Annotated in this window: 15 protein-coding genes; 8 read left to right on the top strand and 7 right to left on the bottom strand. The window is 57.0% G+C overall.

The genetic code is table 11. From position 1 onward, the window contains the following. Positions 1 to 137: 137 nt before the first annotated feature. The 4 genes from SIK69_RS02605 (at position 138) to pheP (ending at position 6,204) form a co-directional block, all read left to right on the top strand. Positions 138 to 1,310 carry an OmpP1/FadL family transporter gene (locus tag SIK69_RS02605; RefSeq protein WP_319785326.1) on the top strand — a complete coding sequence of 391 codons (1,173 nt, stop codon included), beginning with the start codon at positions 138 to 140 and terminating at the stop codon, positions 1,308 to 1,310. 127 nt (positions 1,311 to 1,437) lie between these two features. After that, positions 1,438 to 2,511 (top strand): YncE family protein, encoded by a 1,074-nt coding sequence (locus tag SIK69_RS02600; protein ID WP_319785325.1) that lies wholly within the window; start codon positions 1,438 to 1,440, stop codon positions 2,509 to 2,511. Positions 2,512 to 2,524: 13 nt separating this feature from the next. Continuing rightward, positions 2,525 to 4,708, top strand: a complete 2,184-nt coding sequence (locus SIK69_RS02595) for a TonB-dependent receptor (protein WP_319785324.1) — start codon at positions 2,525 to 2,527, stop codon at positions 4,706 to 4,708. A 104-nt stretch (positions 4,709 to 4,812) separates the two neighbouring features. Further along, positions 4,813 to 6,204: a phenylalanine transporter gene (gene pheP, locus SIK69_RS02590; RefSeq protein ID WP_319626867.1), complete on the top strand. Its 1,392-nt coding sequence runs from the start codon at positions 4,813 to 4,815 to the stop codon at positions 6,202 to 6,204. 47 nt (positions 6,205 to 6,251) lie between these two features. Here pheP and SIK69_RS02585 read toward each other — a convergent pair whose 3' ends face one another. Together SIK69_RS02585 and SIK69_RS02580 are read right to left on the bottom strand one after the other, a co-directional pair. Continuing rightward, positions 6,252 to 7,499, bottom strand: a complete 1,248-nt coding sequence (locus SIK69_RS02585; protein WP_319785323.1) for a mechanosensitive ion channel family protein — start codon at positions 7,497 to 7,499, stop codon at positions 6,252 to 6,254. 67 nt (positions 7,500 to 7,566) lie between these two features. After that, positions 7,567 to 8,982, bottom strand: a complete 1,416-nt coding sequence (locus SIK69_RS02580; RefSeq protein ID WP_319626869.1) for an MFS transporter — start codon at positions 8,980 to 8,982, stop codon at positions 7,567 to 7,569. Between the two features lie 108 nt (positions 8,983 to 9,090). Here SIK69_RS02580 and SIK69_RS02575 point away from each other — a divergent pair, with 108 nt between their 5' ends. Further along, on the top strand, positions 9,091 to 9,960 hold the full coding sequence (locus SIK69_RS02575; protein WP_319626870.1) for a helix-turn-helix transcriptional regulator: 870 nt from the start codon (positions 9,091 to 9,093) through the stop codon (positions 9,958 to 9,960). 70 nt (positions 9,961 to 10,030) lie between these two features. Here the strand turns inward: SIK69_RS02575 and nfsB are convergent, their stop codons facing one another. The 3 genes from nfsB to SIK69_RS02560 all read right to left on the bottom strand — a co-directional run bounded on the left by nfsB (position 10,031) and on the right by SIK69_RS02560 (position 11,751). Continuing rightward, the gene (gene nfsB, locus SIK69_RS02570) at positions 10,031 to 10,684 is read right to left on the bottom strand and encodes an oxygen-insensitive NAD(P)H nitroreductase (RefSeq protein WP_319626871.1); all 654 of its coding nucleotides are present in this window, start codon (positions 10,682 to 10,684) and stop codon (positions 10,031 to 10,033) included. Between the two features lie 120 nt (positions 10,685 to 10,804). Beyond that, positions 10,805 to 11,173 (bottom strand): MmcQ/YjbR family DNA-binding protein, encoded by a 369-nt coding sequence (locus SIK69_RS02565; RefSeq protein ID WP_319785322.1) that lies wholly within the window; start codon positions 11,171 to 11,173, stop codon positions 10,805 to 10,807. Continuing rightward, positions 11,170 to 11,751, bottom strand: a complete 582-nt coding sequence (locus tag SIK69_RS02560) for a TetR/AcrR family transcriptional regulator (protein ID WP_319626873.1) — start codon at positions 11,749 to 11,751, stop codon at positions 11,170 to 11,172. Before SIK69_RS02560 ends, SIK69_RS02565 begins: the two co-directional genes overlap by 4 nt. A gap of 193 nt (positions 11,752 to 11,944) precedes the next feature. Here SIK69_RS02560 and SIK69_RS02555 point away from each other — a divergent pair, with 193 nt between their 5' ends. From SIK69_RS02555 to SIK69_RS02545, 3 genes are all read left to right on the top strand, one after another. After that, a complete protein-coding gene (locus SIK69_RS02555) occupies positions 11,945 to 13,045 on the top strand; it encodes an MBL fold metallo-hydrolase (protein WP_319785321.1) in 1,101 nt (366 codons plus the stop codon). 32 nt (positions 13,046 to 13,077) lie between these two features. Next, positions 13,078 to 13,419, top strand: a complete 342-nt coding sequence (locus SIK69_RS02550) for a RamA family antibiotic efflux transcriptional regulator (protein WP_319626875.1) — start codon at positions 13,078 to 13,080, stop codon at positions 13,417 to 13,419. A gap of 93 nt (positions 13,420 to 13,512) precedes the next feature. Beyond that, a complete protein-coding gene (locus SIK69_RS02545) occupies positions 13,513 to 14,820 on the top strand; it encodes an alpha/beta hydrolase (RefSeq protein ID WP_319785320.1) in 1,308 nt (435 codons plus the stop codon). Here the strand turns inward: SIK69_RS02545 and SIK69_RS02540 are convergent. Both SIK69_RS02540 and SIK69_RS02535 read right to left on the bottom strand, forming a co-directional pair. Then, entirely contained in the window at positions 14,806 to 15,054 is a 249-nt protein-coding gene (locus SIK69_RS02540; RefSeq protein ID WP_319626877.1) for a DUF1158 domain-containing protein, read from the bottom strand. The two genes, SIK69_RS02545 and SIK69_RS02540, sit on opposite strands and share 15 nt — an antisense overlap. A 79-nt stretch (positions 15,055 to 15,133) precedes the next feature. After that, the gene (locus SIK69_RS02535) at positions 15,134 to 16,249 is read right to left on the bottom strand and encodes a YbdK family carboxylate-amine ligase (protein ID WP_319785319.1); all 1,116 of its coding nucleotides are present in this window, start codon (positions 16,247 to 16,249) and stop codon (positions 15,134 to 15,136) included. Positions 16,250 to 16,298: the final 49 nt, after the last annotated feature.

Here is a 16,298-nt window from a genome sequence, read left to right as displayed (position 1 = left end):
AGCACCCCTTTGTTATCCTTTTGCCCCTTCAAAAAGAAGGGGTTATCCCTGCGTTTGCCACTGGCAAATTTGACGCGGGTAACTATGCTTTTTCAAATCATAACAATGCAATAACGCTTATTTTTGGCAGGTGGCAAATGAAAAAAATCGCCCTCGTGTGCTCTGGACTGCTTTGCACATCACTGGCTCACGCCAGTGCGCTCTATTTCTATGAAATTGGAACCGAAGATACCGCTCTGGCCGGGGCCGGGCAGGCCGCGCGTGCTCAGGACGCGTCGACTATCGCGACCAACCCGGCGGGGATGACCCGTTTGCCGGACCATATGTTTACCGGCGGCTTGCAGGCGCTGGGCGGTAATATCGATTATCAGCTCGATAACGACAGGCAAAGTCCGAGCAATATTCTCGACGTCATGCCCAACGGCAATGCGTTCTACAGCCAGAAATTGACCGATAATCTGTATGCCGGGATCGGCATGTACGGCAACTTCGGCCTGGGGATTGATTACGGCGATTGGGCGGGCGATGGCCTGATCAAAAAGAGCTCAATGATGGCGCTGACCGTTAGCCCGTCGCTTGCCTATAAGCTGAGCGACAAGGTGTCGATTGGCGCATCGGTTAACGCTAACTATGGCTTCCTTAGCCTGACCCGCGACGTGGACGGCGACGATAAAAAGCAGAAGGACCATGACTGGGCCGCCAGTTATCGTCTGGGTCTGTTGATGCAGCTCACCGACCAGACCCGCGCCGGGATAACCTGGAACAGCAAAACCGATTACGACTTTGACGTCGACGGCAAAGTGCGTCTGCCGCAGGGTAACTTTGAGCTGCCGCTGACCGCGCAGGTTCGTGCCCCGCAACAAATCATGCTGAGCGTGGTACACGACATCAACAAACAGTGGTCGGTGATGGGGGATCTCGGCTGGCAGGACTGGAGCCAGTTTGGTGCGCCGCAGATTACCGTTGAAGGCCGCGAGGTCAACAAAAATAGCCGCCTGAAAGACACCTGGCACACCGCGCTCGGCGTGCAGTATCGTCCGACGGAAGAATGGCGTCTGAACGCGGGCGTGGCGTTTGACAGCACCCCGTACCACAGCCAGGGCGATATGTCCCTCAGTATGCCAACCGGCGATGAATGGCGTTTTGGTACCGGGGCGCAATACCAGATTACCCCAGCCAGCAATATTGGTTTTGCGATGGAGTATCTGCACATGCAGTCGGGTAAAGTCGCCTCGCCGGACGTGTTCTCCGGTCATATCGACAATCCGTATTTCTGGTTCGCGAGCGTCAACTACAGCTACCAGTTCTGATGTTCACTGCCCGGCGGCGCTTCGCTTGCCGGGCCACCTCTTCCCCTGCATAAATAATGTTGAACTAACAAAGATAATGCGTATAGTTCTCATTTTCGTTTTTATTTAAATTTGCAGGGAACTTTCCATGAAACAGCAATTCACCGCGATGGCGCTGGCTTTCGCGCTGGCGGGATGTGCTTCGCAGAGCACGCCGGTGGCACCCACTCCCCCCAAAGTCGCCTCACCGACGACGGCTGGCACGCTGACAAAACGTGAGCTGGCCGATGGCCTGTACGAAATGGCGTTAAGCCCGAAAGGCGACGCGCTGTATGTCGCCAGCGCCGAAGGGTTTAAAGATGTGCAGGGCGGGGTGGTGTACAAACTCGACCCGCAGTCGCTGAAGACTCTCGGCCTGAGTCATACCGATTTGAAAAACTTTGGCATGGCGCTTTCTGAAGATGGTCAGACGGTGTTTGTCACCCACTCGTTAGACGGCGGCCTCAGCGCGCTCAATACCGCTGACGGTAAAGTGAAAGCGCGTCTGCTGTTCCCGGAGCGGAATGAAAAAGGCCTGCCGTTCGGCGCGCGCCAAATCCTGCTGCATAACGATACCCTGTACGTCGGCGCGGTGGCTGACCCGGCGGTGATCTGGGTGGTCGATGCCAACACGCTGAAGCTGAAAACGCGCATTAAAAACACCGGCAAATGGATGACCGGCCTGCACTATTCCAGCCAAACCGGGCGCATTTACGCCGCCAACGGCGGCGGTGAAATATTGGTTATCAACCCGCGCAATCATCGTATCGAACAGCGCTGGAAGCCGCTTGGCGACAAACCTGCACTGCTGCTGAATATCGCCGAAGACCGCGACACTGGCCGTTTGTTCGTTACCGATAACTCAAAAGCCAAAACGACTCTGGTGCTGGATATTCGCAGCGGCAAGGTGATTAAGCAGCTTGATATCGGCGATTCCCTGGGCGTGGTGTACAACGCCAAACGCCATGAGATTTACGTCTCGCAGCGTGAGTCCGGTAACGTGCTGAGCCTCGATGCCAGCACCTATGCGGTGAAAAAACGCTGGAGCGTGAAGCCTAACCCGAACAGCCTGCTGCTGTCAGCCGACGGTGAGACGCTGTTTGTCACCGTCAAACAGCCGTTCAATAAAGACCATTCCACCACTGGGCCCGACAGCGTCGTGCGCATTGCACTGAATCACTAAATAAAAACACATCATGCAAAACTTCAACCTAATTGCGTTTCGTAAGACGCTGATCGCATTAGCGATCGGCGCTGTATCTCACTCAGCGGCAGCGGCTGAGTCGTCAACCAAAGCCGAAGAAACCATGGTGGTGCAGGCCACCGAGGGCAGCGATTTCCAGCCCGGCAGCGATCAACTGGTGCCCGCCTTCCTCGACGGACAAATTGCCCACGGTGGGCGAATGGGGATGCTCGGCGAACAGAACGCCATGGACGTGCCGTTCAATGTGATCGGCTATACCTCGAAGCTGGTGAAAGATCAGCAGGCTAAAACCATCGCCGATGTGGTCAGGAACGATGCCAGCGTGCAGGCGGTGCAGGGCTACGGTAACTTTGCTGAAACCTATAAAATCCGCGGTTTCCAGCTCGACGGCGACGACATGACGATGGGCGGTCTGGCAGGCGTGGTGCCGCGTCAGGTGATGGATACCCAGATGCTTGAGCGTGTGGAAATCTTCAAAGGTGCGAATGGCCTGCTGAACGGCGCGGCCAGTAGCGGCGTGGGTGGGGTTATCAACCTCGAACCGAAACGGGCGGAAGATACACCCACCGCCAGCGTGGGGGTGGATTACACCTCGGATTCGCAGGTTGGCGGTACGCTCGATTTAGGCCGTCGCTTTGGGGACGACAACCAGTTTGGCGCAAGGGTGAATCTGGTCGACCGGGAAGGGGAAACCGCGATAGATGGCGATAAACGCCGCACCACCATGGCCTCGTTAGGCCTCGATTATCGCGGGGACCGTCTGCGCACCTCGCTGGATTTAGGCTATCAGAAGAAAACCTTCCACGGTGGGGAGATGGGGGTCAACATCAGCGGCGTTGATTTCATTCCTGACGTACCGGACACCCGCGAAAACTACAGCCAGACCTGGGGCTACAGCAATATTGAAAGCGAATTCGGCATGGCCAAAGCCGAGTACGACCTGACCCGCAACTGGACCACCTATGCCGCATTTGGCGGACAGCATTCCCATGAAGTCGGCACCTATTCAGCGCCGAAGTTGATCAATGAACAGGGCGATGCCACCGTCGGACGGCTGGATACCAACCGAATTATTGATGCCTGGAGCGGGATGGGTGGCCTGCGCGGCAACTTCAACACAGGGCCAATTTCTCACCGGGTGAACGTCGGCTACGCGGCACAGATACGCTCAGATGCCACCGCATGGCGGATGTCGGCCAACAATCCGACCACCAACATCTATGACAATAATGGCGTCGCTAAACCGGATAATGCGTATTTCGGCGGTGACTATTACGATCCGCTGACCACTTCGCGCAGCCGTACTCAGGGCTGGCTGTTGAGCGACACCCTCGGTTTCTTCGACGACCAGGTATTGCTCACCGCCGCGGCGCGTCATCAGAAAGTGGTGGTGCGCAACTACAGCAATGCCACCGGGCATGAAGACACCACTTCGCGCTATACCGAAAGCCGCTGGACCCCAACCTATGGCATCGTCTACAAGCCGTGGAAAGAGATTTCGCTGTACGCCAACCATACCGAAGCGTTGCAGCCGGGCGATAACGCCCCGACCGGGGCGCTGAACTACGGCGAAAGCATGGGCATTCTGCACTCGAAGCAGAACGAAGTCGGCGTGAAGATGGACTACCAGCGGGTGGGGGGATCGCTGGCGCTGTTCGAAATTAAAAAGCCTTCCGCTCTGTTGAACAGCAGCAATATGTACGTGCTGGACGGCGAACAACGTAACCGTGGCATTGAGTTAAATGTGTTCGGCGAGCCGATGCTGGGTCTGCGTCTGAACGGCAGCACCACCTGGCTGGATCCGGAAATGACCAAAACCGCAGGCGGGGCCAACGACGGCAACGACGCGATCGGCGTTTCCCGCTTCTATATGGTGCTCGGCGGTGAATACGATATCAAACCGATAGAGGGTCTGACCGCGACGGCGAAAGTGAACCATACCGGTTCGCAGTACGCTGACGCGGCCAACAGCAAGAAACTCGACAGCTACACTACGCTTGACCTCGGGGTGCGTTACCGGATGCGTGTCAACGCTGACCAGAACGACATGGTCTGGCGAGTGGGCGTGGATAACGTGACTAACGAGAAATACTGGTCTGGGGTGGAGAGCTACGGGACCTACATCTTCCAGGGCGAACCGCGCACCGTGAAGGTGTCGATGAGCTACGACTTCTAAGCGCGACTGACGTTCCGGCGGGGCCACTCGCCGGGACGACACTTGCGACACGTCGGTTGAAGTGTTACAAGGTGCCCCTTCTTTAAACGCTACAGGGGAAAGACGTGAAAAACGCGTCATCGGCATCCGATCATTTGCCAACGGATGCGGCGTCGGAGACTCAACCGACCCTTCACCGCGGCCTGCAAAACCGCCATATCCAGTTAATCGCTCTCGGCGGTGCTATCGGCACCGGTCTGTTTCTCGGCATCGGGCCGGCTATTCAGATGGCCGGGCCTGCGGTGGTGCTGGGCTATGCCATCGCCGGGATTATCGCTTTTCTGATCATGCGCCAGCTCGGCGAAATGGTGGTCGAAGAACCCGTTTCCGGTTCCTTTGCCCACTTTGCCTATAAATACTGGGGGCCGTTCGCCGGCTTTCTTTCCGGCTGGAACTACTGGGTGATGTTCGTGCTGGTGGGGATGGCCGAGCTGACCGCCGCCGGGATTTATATGCAGTACTGGCTGCCGGACGTACCGACCTGGGTCTGGGCCGCGGCTTTCTTTGTCATCATTAATGCCGTTAATCTGGTTAACGTGCGCCTGTATGGCGAAACTGAGTTCTGGTTTGCGCTGATCAAAGTGCTGGCGATTTTAGGCATGATTGGCTTTGGCCTGTGGATGCTGTTTACCGGTCACGGCGGTGAGCACGCGGGTTTTGGTAACCTGTGGCAACACGGCGGCTTCTTCGCCACCGGCTGGCATGGCCTGGTGCTGTCGCTGGCGGTGATCATGTTCTCCTTTGGCGGTCTGGAGCTGATTGGTATCACCGCCGCAGAAGCGCGCGATCCGGAAACCACCATCCCGAAAGCGGTGAATCAGGTGGTGTATCGCATTCTGCTGTTCTATATCGGGTCGCTGATTGTGCTGCTGGCGCTGTATCCGTGGATTAACGTCAAATCGGACAGTAGCCCGTTCGTGATGATTTTCCATAACCTGGACAGCAACCTGGTGGCCTCGGCGCTGAACTTCGTCATCCTGGTGGCCTCCTTGTCGGTGTACAACAGCGGCGTCTATTCCAATAGCCGGATGCTGTTTGGTCTGTCGGTGCAGGGCAACGCGCCGAAATTCCTCACCCGCATCAACCGTCGCGGGGTGCCGGTCAACTCGCTTATCCTCTCTGGGGCGATCACGTCGCTGGTGGTACTGGTGAACTACCTGCTGCCGCATGAAGCCTTCGGCCTGCTGATGGCGCTGGTGGTGGCGACGCTGCTGCTGAACTGGGTGATGATTTGCCTCGCACATCTAAAATTCCGGGCGGCCCAGCGGCGTATTGGACGGGTGCCGAAATTCCGCGCGCTGTGGGCCCCGGTCAGCAACTATATTTGTATCGCGTTTCTGCTGATGATCCTTGGTCTGATGCTGACCATGGACGGCATGCGCCTGTCGGCAATCCTGTTGCCGGTGTGGGTGGTGTTCTTGTTTGTGGCGTTTAAGACGTTGCGAAAACGAGCCTGATTGATTGCCCGGCGGCGCTTGCGCTTGCCGGGCCTACGCTGTGGTTTTTACTGTGCGTCGCGTGCTGCGGAAAGCGTGCGAATATCGTTCCCGGTGGGAGCCTGATGAATGCGTAAACCAAACTCATCCACTACCGCATAAATATGGTCGAATATATCGGCCTGAATCCCTTCATATTCAGCCCACACCACGGTGTTGGTGAAAGCATATATTTCCAACGGCAAACCGTTCGCATCGGGCGCTAATTGGCGCACCATCAGGGTCATATCTTTACGGATCCGTGGATGATTACGCAGATATTCATTCAGGTACACGCGGAAGGTGCCGACGTTGGTCATTTTACGTCGGTTGAGGATCGACTCATCGCCGCCTTGCTGCGCATTCCACTGGCTAATTTCTTCGTGACGGCTGTCCATATAGGGTTTCAGCAATTTGGCCTGAATCAGGCGTTGCTGCTCCTGCTCATCAAGAAAATGGATGCTGGTGGTGTCGATATTAATGCTGCGCTTGATACGACGCCCGCCGGAGGCGGACATCCCGCTCCAGTTTTTGAACGAATCTGAGACCAGCGACCAGGTGGGAATGGTGGTGATGGTGTTATCCCAGTTGCGCACCTTCACGGTGGTCAGGCCGATATCGGTCACCGCGCCATCCGCGCCATACTTTGGCATTTCCAGCCAGTCGCCGAGGCGCAGCATATCGTTGGCGGAGAGTTGGATCCCAGCGACCAGGCCCAGAATCGGGTCTTTAAACACCAGCATCAAGACCGCCGCCATCGCGCCCAAGCCGCTGATGAGGATCGCCGGAGACTGCCCCAGCAACAGCGAAATAATCAGAATGCCGACCAGAATCGCGCTTACCAGCTTCACGCCCTGGAAGATGCCCTTCAGCGGTAGCTGTGAGGAGAAGGTGAATTTCTGCGACAGGTTCAGCAGTACATCGAGCAGCGAGAAGAACGCCAGCAGCGAATAGAGCATCACCCACAGCTGGGCACAGTTAATCAGAATGGTGGAGGCGTCACTGCCTTTTTGCAGCCACAGCGCGGCCTGCACCTGTACCACGATCCCCTGGATAGTGAACGCCACCCGATGAAACAATTTATTCTGGGTGATCACCTGTAGCCAGAAATGCTGGCTGGCCTGGGCGCGCTTTTCAAACGCACGCAGCACCAGCCGGTGCAATATCACGTGCAAAATAATGGCGGTCAGAAAAATAATGGCGAAAATAATAATCAGCGATGTGGTGTGATTTATTTCAAGGCCCCACTGTCTGAGGGCTAATATAATTTCCTGCATAACATCTCCTCTTTATCAGCGGTCATGATGACCGCTGAAGGATTCAGATGCAAATCAGCACGGATCTTTACGACGGCAGCGGGCAGCGACCTAAATGTCGCCGATAGCCCAGCACCCCTGCCGTGAGGATCAGCATCAGGATAACCTCAAGCCCGAGAAAACCGACGATCGCCGCGGTGTAATCCCCCTGCGAGGCCAGGGCCAGAAACACGCTGCCCAACACCGCAGGTCCCAGCCCGAGCGTCGATTGTTGCAGGGTGCTAAGAATGGCGCTGCCCGCCCCGGCATCGCGGGCGTCAATATCGCGCATCCCAATCCGGTAGAAGCTATTCACAATTAGCGCCTGACCGTAGCCGACCAGCGCGGTGGCCGGGGCCAGGGTTAGCGCATGGGTGCGCATCCCGAAATACCAAAAGGTCAGCATCAACAACAGCAGGCCGCTGATTTGTACCGTCAGGCCAATCAGCAGGATGCGACCCATGCTGTAGCGGGCGATCAGTTTCGGGGCGTACAGCGCCGAGATAAAATAGGCGATGCCGAGCGCAATAAAGCTGTTACCCGACTGCCAGGGGGCCATGCCGAGCCCGGACTGCATGGTCAGCGCCATACAGAACATAAAGCCTGACCAGGCGCTAAAGAACAGCAGGGCTATCAGGAGACCGAAGCGAATACTCGGCAGTTTTAACAGCCGCGGCGGCAGCAACGGCGTTTGCCCGCGCCGCTCTTTCGTCCGCGCACTGGCGCGCATCAGCCACGCCAGCGGGATAATCGCCAGTAGCATCAGCTTCAGCGCCCACGGCCAGTGCAGCTCCATACCCAGCGCCATCGGGAACAGCAGGCAGGAGAGGATCGCCGCCAGATAAAAGGTGCCCGGCCAGTCAATGCCCGACGGGGTGTCGCTCCGGGTTTCTGGCACATAGCGATGACTAAAGGCCAGAACCAGCAGGCAGATAGGCACGTTGATAAAAAAGGCGTTGCGCCAGCCGAGTCCGGCGAAATCCGCCGACACCAGCCAGCCGCCGCCCATCTGCCCGACGATAAAGGCAATCCCGCCGATCCCGCCGTACAAACTGATCGCCCGGGCGTGGGCGGTGCCTTTCAGGGTCACATGCAGGGTGGCGAGAATTTGCGGGACCATCAGCGCCGCACCTGCGCCCTGCAACGTTCGCGCGGCCAGCAGGGCGTGAATCGAGTTCGCCATGCCACACAGCAGCGACGCCACGCCAAACAGCGCCACGCCATACATAAACAGCCGCCGACGACCATAGTTATCGCCAAGTTTGCTGCCCATCGCCAGACACACGGCAAAGGCCACACCGTACAGGGCGACAATCAGTTCCAGCTGCGTCGGGCTGGTGTGCAACGAGCGGGTGATCGAATCCAGCGCTACGTTGGTAATGGAGGTATCTATCAGCGGCAGCATCTGCCCGGTTAAGAGCAATAGCAGCCCGGCACGACCGGGTGAAACAGCAGACGAATTCATGGGGTTCTCCATTGCGTCATTCAGGGATCGGACGTAGCATCGCTGAATGAATAACCGGGTACCAGTTCCTGCTTATACTGGTACTGGCACTACCCTGCTGGAGGTGACATGTCACTTATCGCACCGCTTGAGGCCGTTCCGACGCGCCATGATGATAACCGCAAACAGCTCGGCGCTTTCCTGCGTGCGCGCCGGGAAAGCCTTGATCCACAGCGACTCGGTCTCCCGCGAAGCGGCAGACGGCGCACACCGGGTCTGCGGCGCGAAGAAGTGGCGATGCTGGCCGACGTCGGCGTAACCTGGTATACGTGGCTGGAGCAGGGCAGGGAGGTCAATCCGTCGGCGCTGGTGATGCAGGCGGTGGCGCAGGCCTTACAGTGCAGCCCGCTGGAAACCCGACACCTGTTTGTGCTCGCCGGGCTGCCGCCGCTGGAGTCGTTGCAGGTCCCGCCGTGCGAAGGCATCAGCCCCGGCACCCGCCGTCTGCTCGACAGCCTGATGCCCCAGCCCGCCAGCATCCAGAAACCCAGTTTTGATATTGTGGCGTGGAATGACAGCTTTTGTCGTCTGATGGGCGTCGATTTCGCGGCGATGGCCGAAGAAGACCGGAACTGCATTTATCTCTATCTGACCAATGAAAACTGGCGCAGCCGTCTGGCGAATCCGGACGTGCTGCCAACGTTCGTGGCCTATTTTCGTGCCGCAATGGCCGATCATCGCGGGGAGGCGGAGTGGGAAACTAAGCTGGCGCGCTTCTTTGCCGCCTCGGCAGAGTTCGAAGCCCTGTGGCATCAGCGCTACGATGTAAGGGGTGTCGAGAATCAGATTAAAATGTTTAACCATCCCGTGCTGGGCGCATTTAGTCTCCAGCAGATGTACTGGTATTCCGCTCCGCGCAACGGTTCGCGCCTGCTGGTGTATTTGCCAATTGATGAGGCGGGTGAACACGCCCTGGCGTGGCTCGATAAGCAGCGCTAAGACTTCCAGCTGACTATCAAGCAAAGAGATGAATGTTACCCGGTCATCATCTGATGACCGGGTGAATCCCTTAAATCTCGGTCATGGTGGTGCTTTGCGGCAGACGCGATTTCGGCAGCGCCGCATTGAAATCTTCCACGCTGTGACGACCGACGGCCACCACCACCACGCTGGTGAATCCTTTCTCGGTCAGACCGAATTCCTGGTCCATCACCGCAGCGTCAAATCCTTCGATAGGCACTGCATCGAGGCCCATAGCAGCAACGCCGAGCAGGAAATTACCCACGTTCAGGTACACTTGTTTCTGCATCCAGTGGGCGTCATCTTTCAGCTCTTTACGGTGCAGATCGGCAAAGAAGGTACGGCCCTTATGGTTGCCCGCTTTCGCTTCAGGCGTGGCAAAACGGCCATCGGCGTCTTCCTGATCGACCACTTTTTCCAGCCAGGCATCGTCCATCGCCGTTTTGGCGCAGAACACCACCACGTGGGACGCATCGAGCATTTTGCGTTCGTTGAACACGAAGCCACCGGCAGCCGATTTCGCGACCCGTGCTTTGCCCTCTTCAGTGCTGGCTACGATGAAGTGCCACGGCTGGGAGTTGGTGCTGGAAGGGCTGAACTGCAACAGGGTTTTCAGGTTTTCGGCCTGCTCAGCGCTCAGCTTCGCGCTGGCATCAAAAGCTTTGGTTGAATGACGTTTTAAAGCAACAGAAATGATGTCCATGGTAACTCCCCATTAAGGATTACAGCCCCTTAGGGCCGGTTCGATGGGAGCAGAGTACAGGCAGAGGAGGAAAATGATAAGGGGTTAAATGCGATAACACTTGTCGTTTTCGCCAGAAAATCACCCCGGGCGGAAGCGTTTTTGGTCGCGTTTGGGCAGATTATCGACCACCTTGTGCCAGGAGTCGGTTATTAAATCGTCGACCAGTTCCGGGCTGATGTCATCCCCGCCGTAGACCGTTATCCAGTGCTTCTTGTTCATGTGATAACCCGGCTCGATGCTTTTATAAATCTCCCGGTGCAGCAGGGCTTTCTGCGGGTCGGCTTTGAGATTGATAAGCGGTTTGCCACGCAGAGTGGTGGCTATCATGAAGATCTTGCCGCCCACCCGGTAAACGTCGTATTCCGGGCCAAAAGGCCAGGTCTGTTCGGTGAACGGCAGTTCCAGGGCAAACTGGTGCGCGTGTTTGACTAACGCCTCGCCATTCATGCGGCACTCTCTTCTGCCAGTGCCAACCACATGGCTTCAAAACCAAGCGCGGTCAGCTCCTGGGCTCGCGCAGACTCATGGCTGGCAAACTCGATAGTGGTTTCAGCCAGGGATAAAAACAGGGCGTCGCCAAAGGCCTGAAAGGCGGGAGTGAGGAAAATCTGGCGCACCGAACGCTGACACAGTTTATGCAGTTCCGGGAACATATCGTTCACCTGCTGTTTGGTTTCTGCGGTGATCTTTTCGCTGACCGTCATGCGGCGAATCGCTTTATGGCCGACGGGATTGCGCACCCCCCAGGAGATATAGCTGTTCCAGATACAGCGCGTAAAGTCCTTCGGCGTCACGGCATCGTTAATACCCGCCAGCATGGTCTCACACAGCGAGCTCTTCAGATGCAGGTAAAGCGCGTTGAGCAGGTCGTCCTTGGTGGCGAAATAGCGAAACAGCGTGCCTTCTGCGACGCCCGCATTACGGGCGATCAGCGCCGTAGACGCCGCGATGCCTTGCTGAGCAATGGCAGCCGTTGCGGCCTCCAGTAATGCCTGCTTCTTGTCTTCACTCTTCGGACGAGCCACTACACTTTACCTCTCGGGCTTTAAAAGACAGCGATTGAATCACGCCGATAGCCGCACTTCAACGTTGAATGTCAAAAATTGAAAATCGCCTTGACGACTTTCGCTCTCTTTCTATAATGAGTGCTTACTCACTCATAATCAAGTTTCCTTCAACATTGTCTCCAGCCGGATGGAGCGTGTCTTCGGCCAGGATATGCAGCGTCTTCTTCTAAGTGTGGTTGTCATCATGTTAATTGCCAGTGCAGCGAGTTTACCGTTCGTGTTGAATGCCGGTTTTGGCAAGGTGCCGCAGGGCGAGCAGCTCAATGCTGTGGAAACCTCCGCGCAGTATCACGACGGTCAGTTTCATAATCAGCAGCCCACCCCGAGCTATTCGGGGCAAAAAAGTATGCCCGTTGCGATGTGGGAGTTCCTGACCACGAAGCGCCCCAATGCGCGCCCGGCGCAGCCTTTACCGATGGTGAAAACCTCTCTCGCTACGCTGCCGTTGCAGCAGGACGTGATGATTTGGCTCGGCCATTCGTCATGGTATTTACAGCTCGCCGGAAAACGCATTCTGATTGACCCGGTATTCAGCAACTACGCCGCGCCGTTCTCTTTCCTCAACAAAGCGTTTGAAGGGGAGTACCCGTGGCGAGCGGAGACCATGCCGGACATCGACCTGCTGGTCATCTCTCACGACCATTACGATCATCTGGATTACGCCACCATCAAAGGGCTAATGCCGAAGATTAAACGGGTGGTCACCCCGCTCGGTGTCGGTTCACATCTACGCTATTGGGGCATGGACAGCGCGATAATCACCGAAGCCGACTGGCAGCAACAGGTCAACATCAGCGACGAACTGACCGTCCACGTCCTGCCCGCCCGGCATTTTTCAGGTCGTGGGCTGAAGCGCAACCAGACGCTATGGGGCAGTTTCATGTTTGTCACTCCAAAGCAGAACATTTACTACAGCGGGGACAGCGGCTATGGCCCGCATTTCAAAGCCATTGGTGAACAGTTCGGTCATGTCGATTTAGCCATTATGGAGAACGGCCAGTACGACCAGGACTGGAAGTACATCCATATGCTACCGGAAGAGACCGCTCAGGCGGCGGTTGATCTCAACGCCCGCGCGGTGTTGCCGGGCCACTCCGGGCGCTTTGTATTGGCAAAGCACACCTGGGATGATCCGTACATACAGCTGGTAAAAGCCAGCGCAGATAAAAATTATCGCCTGTTAACGCCGGTTCAGGGTGAGCCTGTTTGGGTCGCCAATCGTGAGCAACAATTCCATGCCTGGTGGGAATGACCACCATTGCGTTATGAAGAAGGGAGGAAGGTATGACGATTTCCGCTCAGGTTATTGACACCATCGTCGAGTGGATTGACGACAACCTGCACCAGCCGCTGCGTATCGACGATGTCGCCCGCCACGCGGGGTATTCGAAATGGCATCTGCAGCGTCTTTTTTTACAGCAGAAGGGGGAGAGTCTCGGGCGTTACATCCGTGAGCGCAAGCTGCGGCTGGCGGCAGAGGAGTTGCGTGCCACCGATCAGAAGGTGTATGACATTTGCCTGAAGTACGGCTTTGACTCGCAGCAAACATTCACCCGCGTTTTTACCCGCACCTTTAAACAACCGCCCGGTGCGTGGCGCAAAGAAAACCAGAGCCGCGCGCATTAGTGCGCGGTTTTTTTTATCAATCACAACCGATATTGAAAATCATTCCCATTTGCATTAACGTTGTTAGCCCATTTCTACAGGAACGTAAGCGCAATGAAGATGGCATGGAGTGGTCTGTTAATTGGCCTGAGCACGATCTCCACCGCGGCGGTTGCCAGTGATTCTCCCGCAGCCCAGGGAGAGCAAAAAGCAAAATTTGATATCAGCGTTAGCACCCTCGAACCAGCCAGCCCGGCACTGCAACAGCTTGCGAAACAGCTTGCAGGCGGTGCGACCACGGATGCTTTCTGGCAGGCCCGTCAGCAGGAGGGCACCCCGCTGGTGGAACCGTTCGACAGCCATCACAAACGCGTGACCTTTCTGTGGCGCGGCGCGCAGAAGAACGTCTATCTGATTGGCTCCCCGGCCGGAGAGCAGGATCCGCTGTTCCGCCTGGCGGGGTCCGACGTCTGGTTTCGTAGCTATGTGGTGCCCGCTGATACCCTGATGCAGTACAAGCTGGCCCCCGACGTGCCGCAGGTGAACGGCTCCCCGCGCGAGCAGCAGCGGGCGATCATGGCCAGCGGTCAGGCCGACCCGCTTAATCCGCAGACCCTGCATCCCGGGGACGATCGCAGGCAGCGCTACTCACTGCTGGCACTGGATCCCGCCCGTTACTGCACGTTAAGCCGCATGAATAAGCCGATCCGTTATGGTCGGTTGACCCGTCATCAACTGGACAGCGATTTTCTCGGCAACACCCGCGAAATCAAAATCTATCGCCCACGCGTGCCACAGCCCGCGCGCTGGACGCTGCTGCTGTTTGATGGCAAGGAGTATCAGGACGATTATCACGTTGCCAACGTGCTGGACGACCTGATCGCTCGTCACGTGCTGCCGCCGATTAACGTGGTGTTTATTGATGCGCTGGATCACGCCAGACGCAGCGCCGAGCTGCCGCCTAATCCGCGCTTTGCCGATTTTATGGCCCACGAACTGCTGCCATGGCTGCATCGTCAGGGGCTGACTATGCAGCGACAGAAAACGGTGCTGGCGGGATCGAGCTATGGTGGGCTGGCGTCCGCGTGGGTCGCACTGCGCTATCCGCGTCTGTTTGGCAACGTGCTGAGTTTGTCGGGTTCATACTGGTGGGCACCCAAAGGTGAAGCGCCGGGCTGGCTGACCCGGGAATATCAGCAGGCTCCGCGCTATCCGGTGCGTTTCTGGCTGCAGGCAGGCATTTTTGAAACCCGCGGCCCGGGCGGTGGGAATTACCCCAACACGCGGGCATTTGAGCAGGTGCTGCGCGAAAAAGGCTATCGCGTCAGCTTCCATTCGTCCTCAAGCGGGCATGATTATGCCGCGTGGTGCGAAGCGCTGGTGGACGGCATGCGTGATTTCACCGGCTTAGTCCGCCAATGAAAACCAGCGTCGCCAGATAAAGCGCAGCAGCAAAAATTCCACCGCGCCCAGCAGTAGAAACCAGATGCAAAACAGGATGGTGTACAGCTGGTTGAGATCCATCAGATGGAAAACGGTCATCAATTTTTGCGCCAATGCTAGCCCCAGGGAAGGGGCGGGCAGCAACAGGCAAGACAGAAATGCCATCAGCAAAATGCCGCCAGCGGTTATCAGGGATTCAAGCGGATGCTTCATGGTGGTGTTAATCGGCAGTTAAAAAAGACATTGTCCGGGAAACGTCGCCGGGCAGCAACCCTCCCGGCGCGCTTGGGCCTCACGCCGCCCAAATCTCACAATGTTTTTCAACCAGCGTAATCAGCGACCCGCCATCGGCGATGAACTTACGCATCCGGTCGGCTTCGCTGTGGCCTTGTTTTACCTGGCGGGCCAGCGCCTCAATGGCGCTGCTGGCCTGTAACGTTTCCGCCCACGGGGCAACGGTCTCCAGCAGGCGCTGAATGGCGTCGGCAATGGGGCATTGCTCCCCGGTATGAACGTCGGTCAGCACGCCCGCCAGCCCGTAGCGGCAGGCCTGGAAGCGATTGAATTTATACAGCAGATAATCGCGCTCCTGATGCTTAAACGGTCGGGTTTCCAGCAGCCAGCTGGCGATGGCCTGAATCAGCCCGGCGATATTCACCGCGTGCGCCAGGGTCAACGGCGTATCCATCACCCGCACTTCTACCGTACCAAACTGGGGGCTGGGGCGAATATCCCAGTGAATGTCCTTAATGCTATCGACGGTATCGGTATAGCTCAGGCGTCGGAACAGCCCTTCAAATTCAGACCAGTTAGTGACCCACGGCATCGGACCCATATCGGGGAAGGCAGAAAACACATTCAGCCGTGAAGAGGAAAATTTGCTGTCCGTGCCCTGCAAATAGGGAGAGGCAGCGTTGAGCGCAATCAGATGCGGCACATAACGGGACAGCCCGTGCAGCAAATATATCGCGTCGTCTCCATTGGAACAGCCGACGTGAACATGCTGACCAAACACCGTCGCCTGCTGAATGAGATAACCAAATTGTTCCAGGGTCCGCAGATAACGCTCGTTATCGCACACTTCCTGGCGCTGCCATTTCTGAAACGGGTGGGTGCCTCCGCCGCAAATTTGCACATGCTGGCGCGAGGCGGCCTCCAGCACCGCCTGGCGAATGGCCGAAAACTGGCTGCTGGCCTGGTGGATGTCGTGGCACACCCCGGTGGCAATCTCCAGCATACTTTCGGTGATATCGTGTTTGACCTCCCCGCCGCTGACCGACTCGCCAATCAGAGCAATCAGCGCGGAAGAGTCCTGACTGAGGTCGAACCCTGGCGGATTGACGACCTGCAATTCCAGTTCAATGCCGAGAGTATACGGCTCGGAAACATGAAAATCGGGTAGCGACATGGCGGCGTCCTGACGTTTTTTTGTCAGTATAGGAGACAAAAATGCACTT

It is taken from the genome of Scandinavium lactucae, assembly GCF_033843265.1.
GTDB lineage: Bacteria > Pseudomonadota > Gammaproteobacteria > Enterobacterales > Enterobacteriaceae > Scandinavium > Scandinavium lactucae.
This window is presented reverse-complemented; position numbering and strand designations above follow the sequence as displayed.

Coding starts and splice junctions, on each gene's coding strand:
- SIK69_RS02565 (WP_319785322.1), bottom strand. CDS start 11,173: ATGAATGGCGAGGCGTTAGTCAAACACGCGCACCAGTTTGCCCTGGAA.
- SIK69_RS02550 (WP_319626875.1), top strand. CDS start 13,078: ATGACGATTTCCGCTCAGGTTATTGACACCATCGTCGAGTGGATTGAC.
- SIK69_RS02535 (WP_319785319.1), bottom strand. CDS start 16,249: ATGTCGCTACCCGATTTTCATGTTTCCGAGCCGTATACTCTCGGCATT.
- SIK69_RS02580 (WP_319626869.1), bottom strand. CDS start 8,982: ATGAATTCGTCTGCTGTTTCACCCGGTCGTGCCGGGCTGCTATTGCTC.
- SIK69_RS02545 (WP_319785320.1), top strand. CDS start 13,513: ATGAAGATGGCATGGAGTGGTCTGTTAATTGGCCTGAGCACGATCTCC.
- SIK69_RS02575 (WP_319626870.1), top strand. CDS start 9,091: ATGTCACTTATCGCACCGCTTGAGGCCGTTCCGACGCGCCATGATGAT.
- SIK69_RS02605 (WP_319785326.1), top strand. CDS start 138: ATGAAAAAAATCGCCCTCGTGTGCTCTGGACTGCTTTGCACATCACTG.
- SIK69_RS02585 (WP_319785323.1), bottom strand. CDS start 7,499: ATGCAGGAAATTATATTAGCCCTCAGACAGTGGGGCCTTGAAATAAAT.
- SIK69_RS02540 (WP_319626877.1), bottom strand. CDS start 15,054: ATGAAGCATCCGCTTGAATCCCTGATAACCGCTGGCGGCATTTTGCTG.
- nfsB (WP_319626871.1), bottom strand. CDS start 10,684: ATGGACATCATTTCTGTTGCTTTAAAACGTCATTCAACCAAAGCTTTT.
- SIK69_RS02555 (WP_319785321.1), top strand. CDS start 11,945: ATGCAGCGTCTTCTTCTAAGTGTGGTTGTCATCATGTTAATTGCCAGT.
- SIK69_RS02595 (WP_319785324.1), top strand. CDS start 2,525: ATGCAAAACTTCAACCTAATTGCGTTTCGTAAGACGCTGATCGCATTA.
- SIK69_RS02600 (WP_319785325.1), top strand. CDS start 1,438: ATGAAACAGCAATTCACCGCGATGGCGCTGGCTTTCGCGCTGGCGGGA.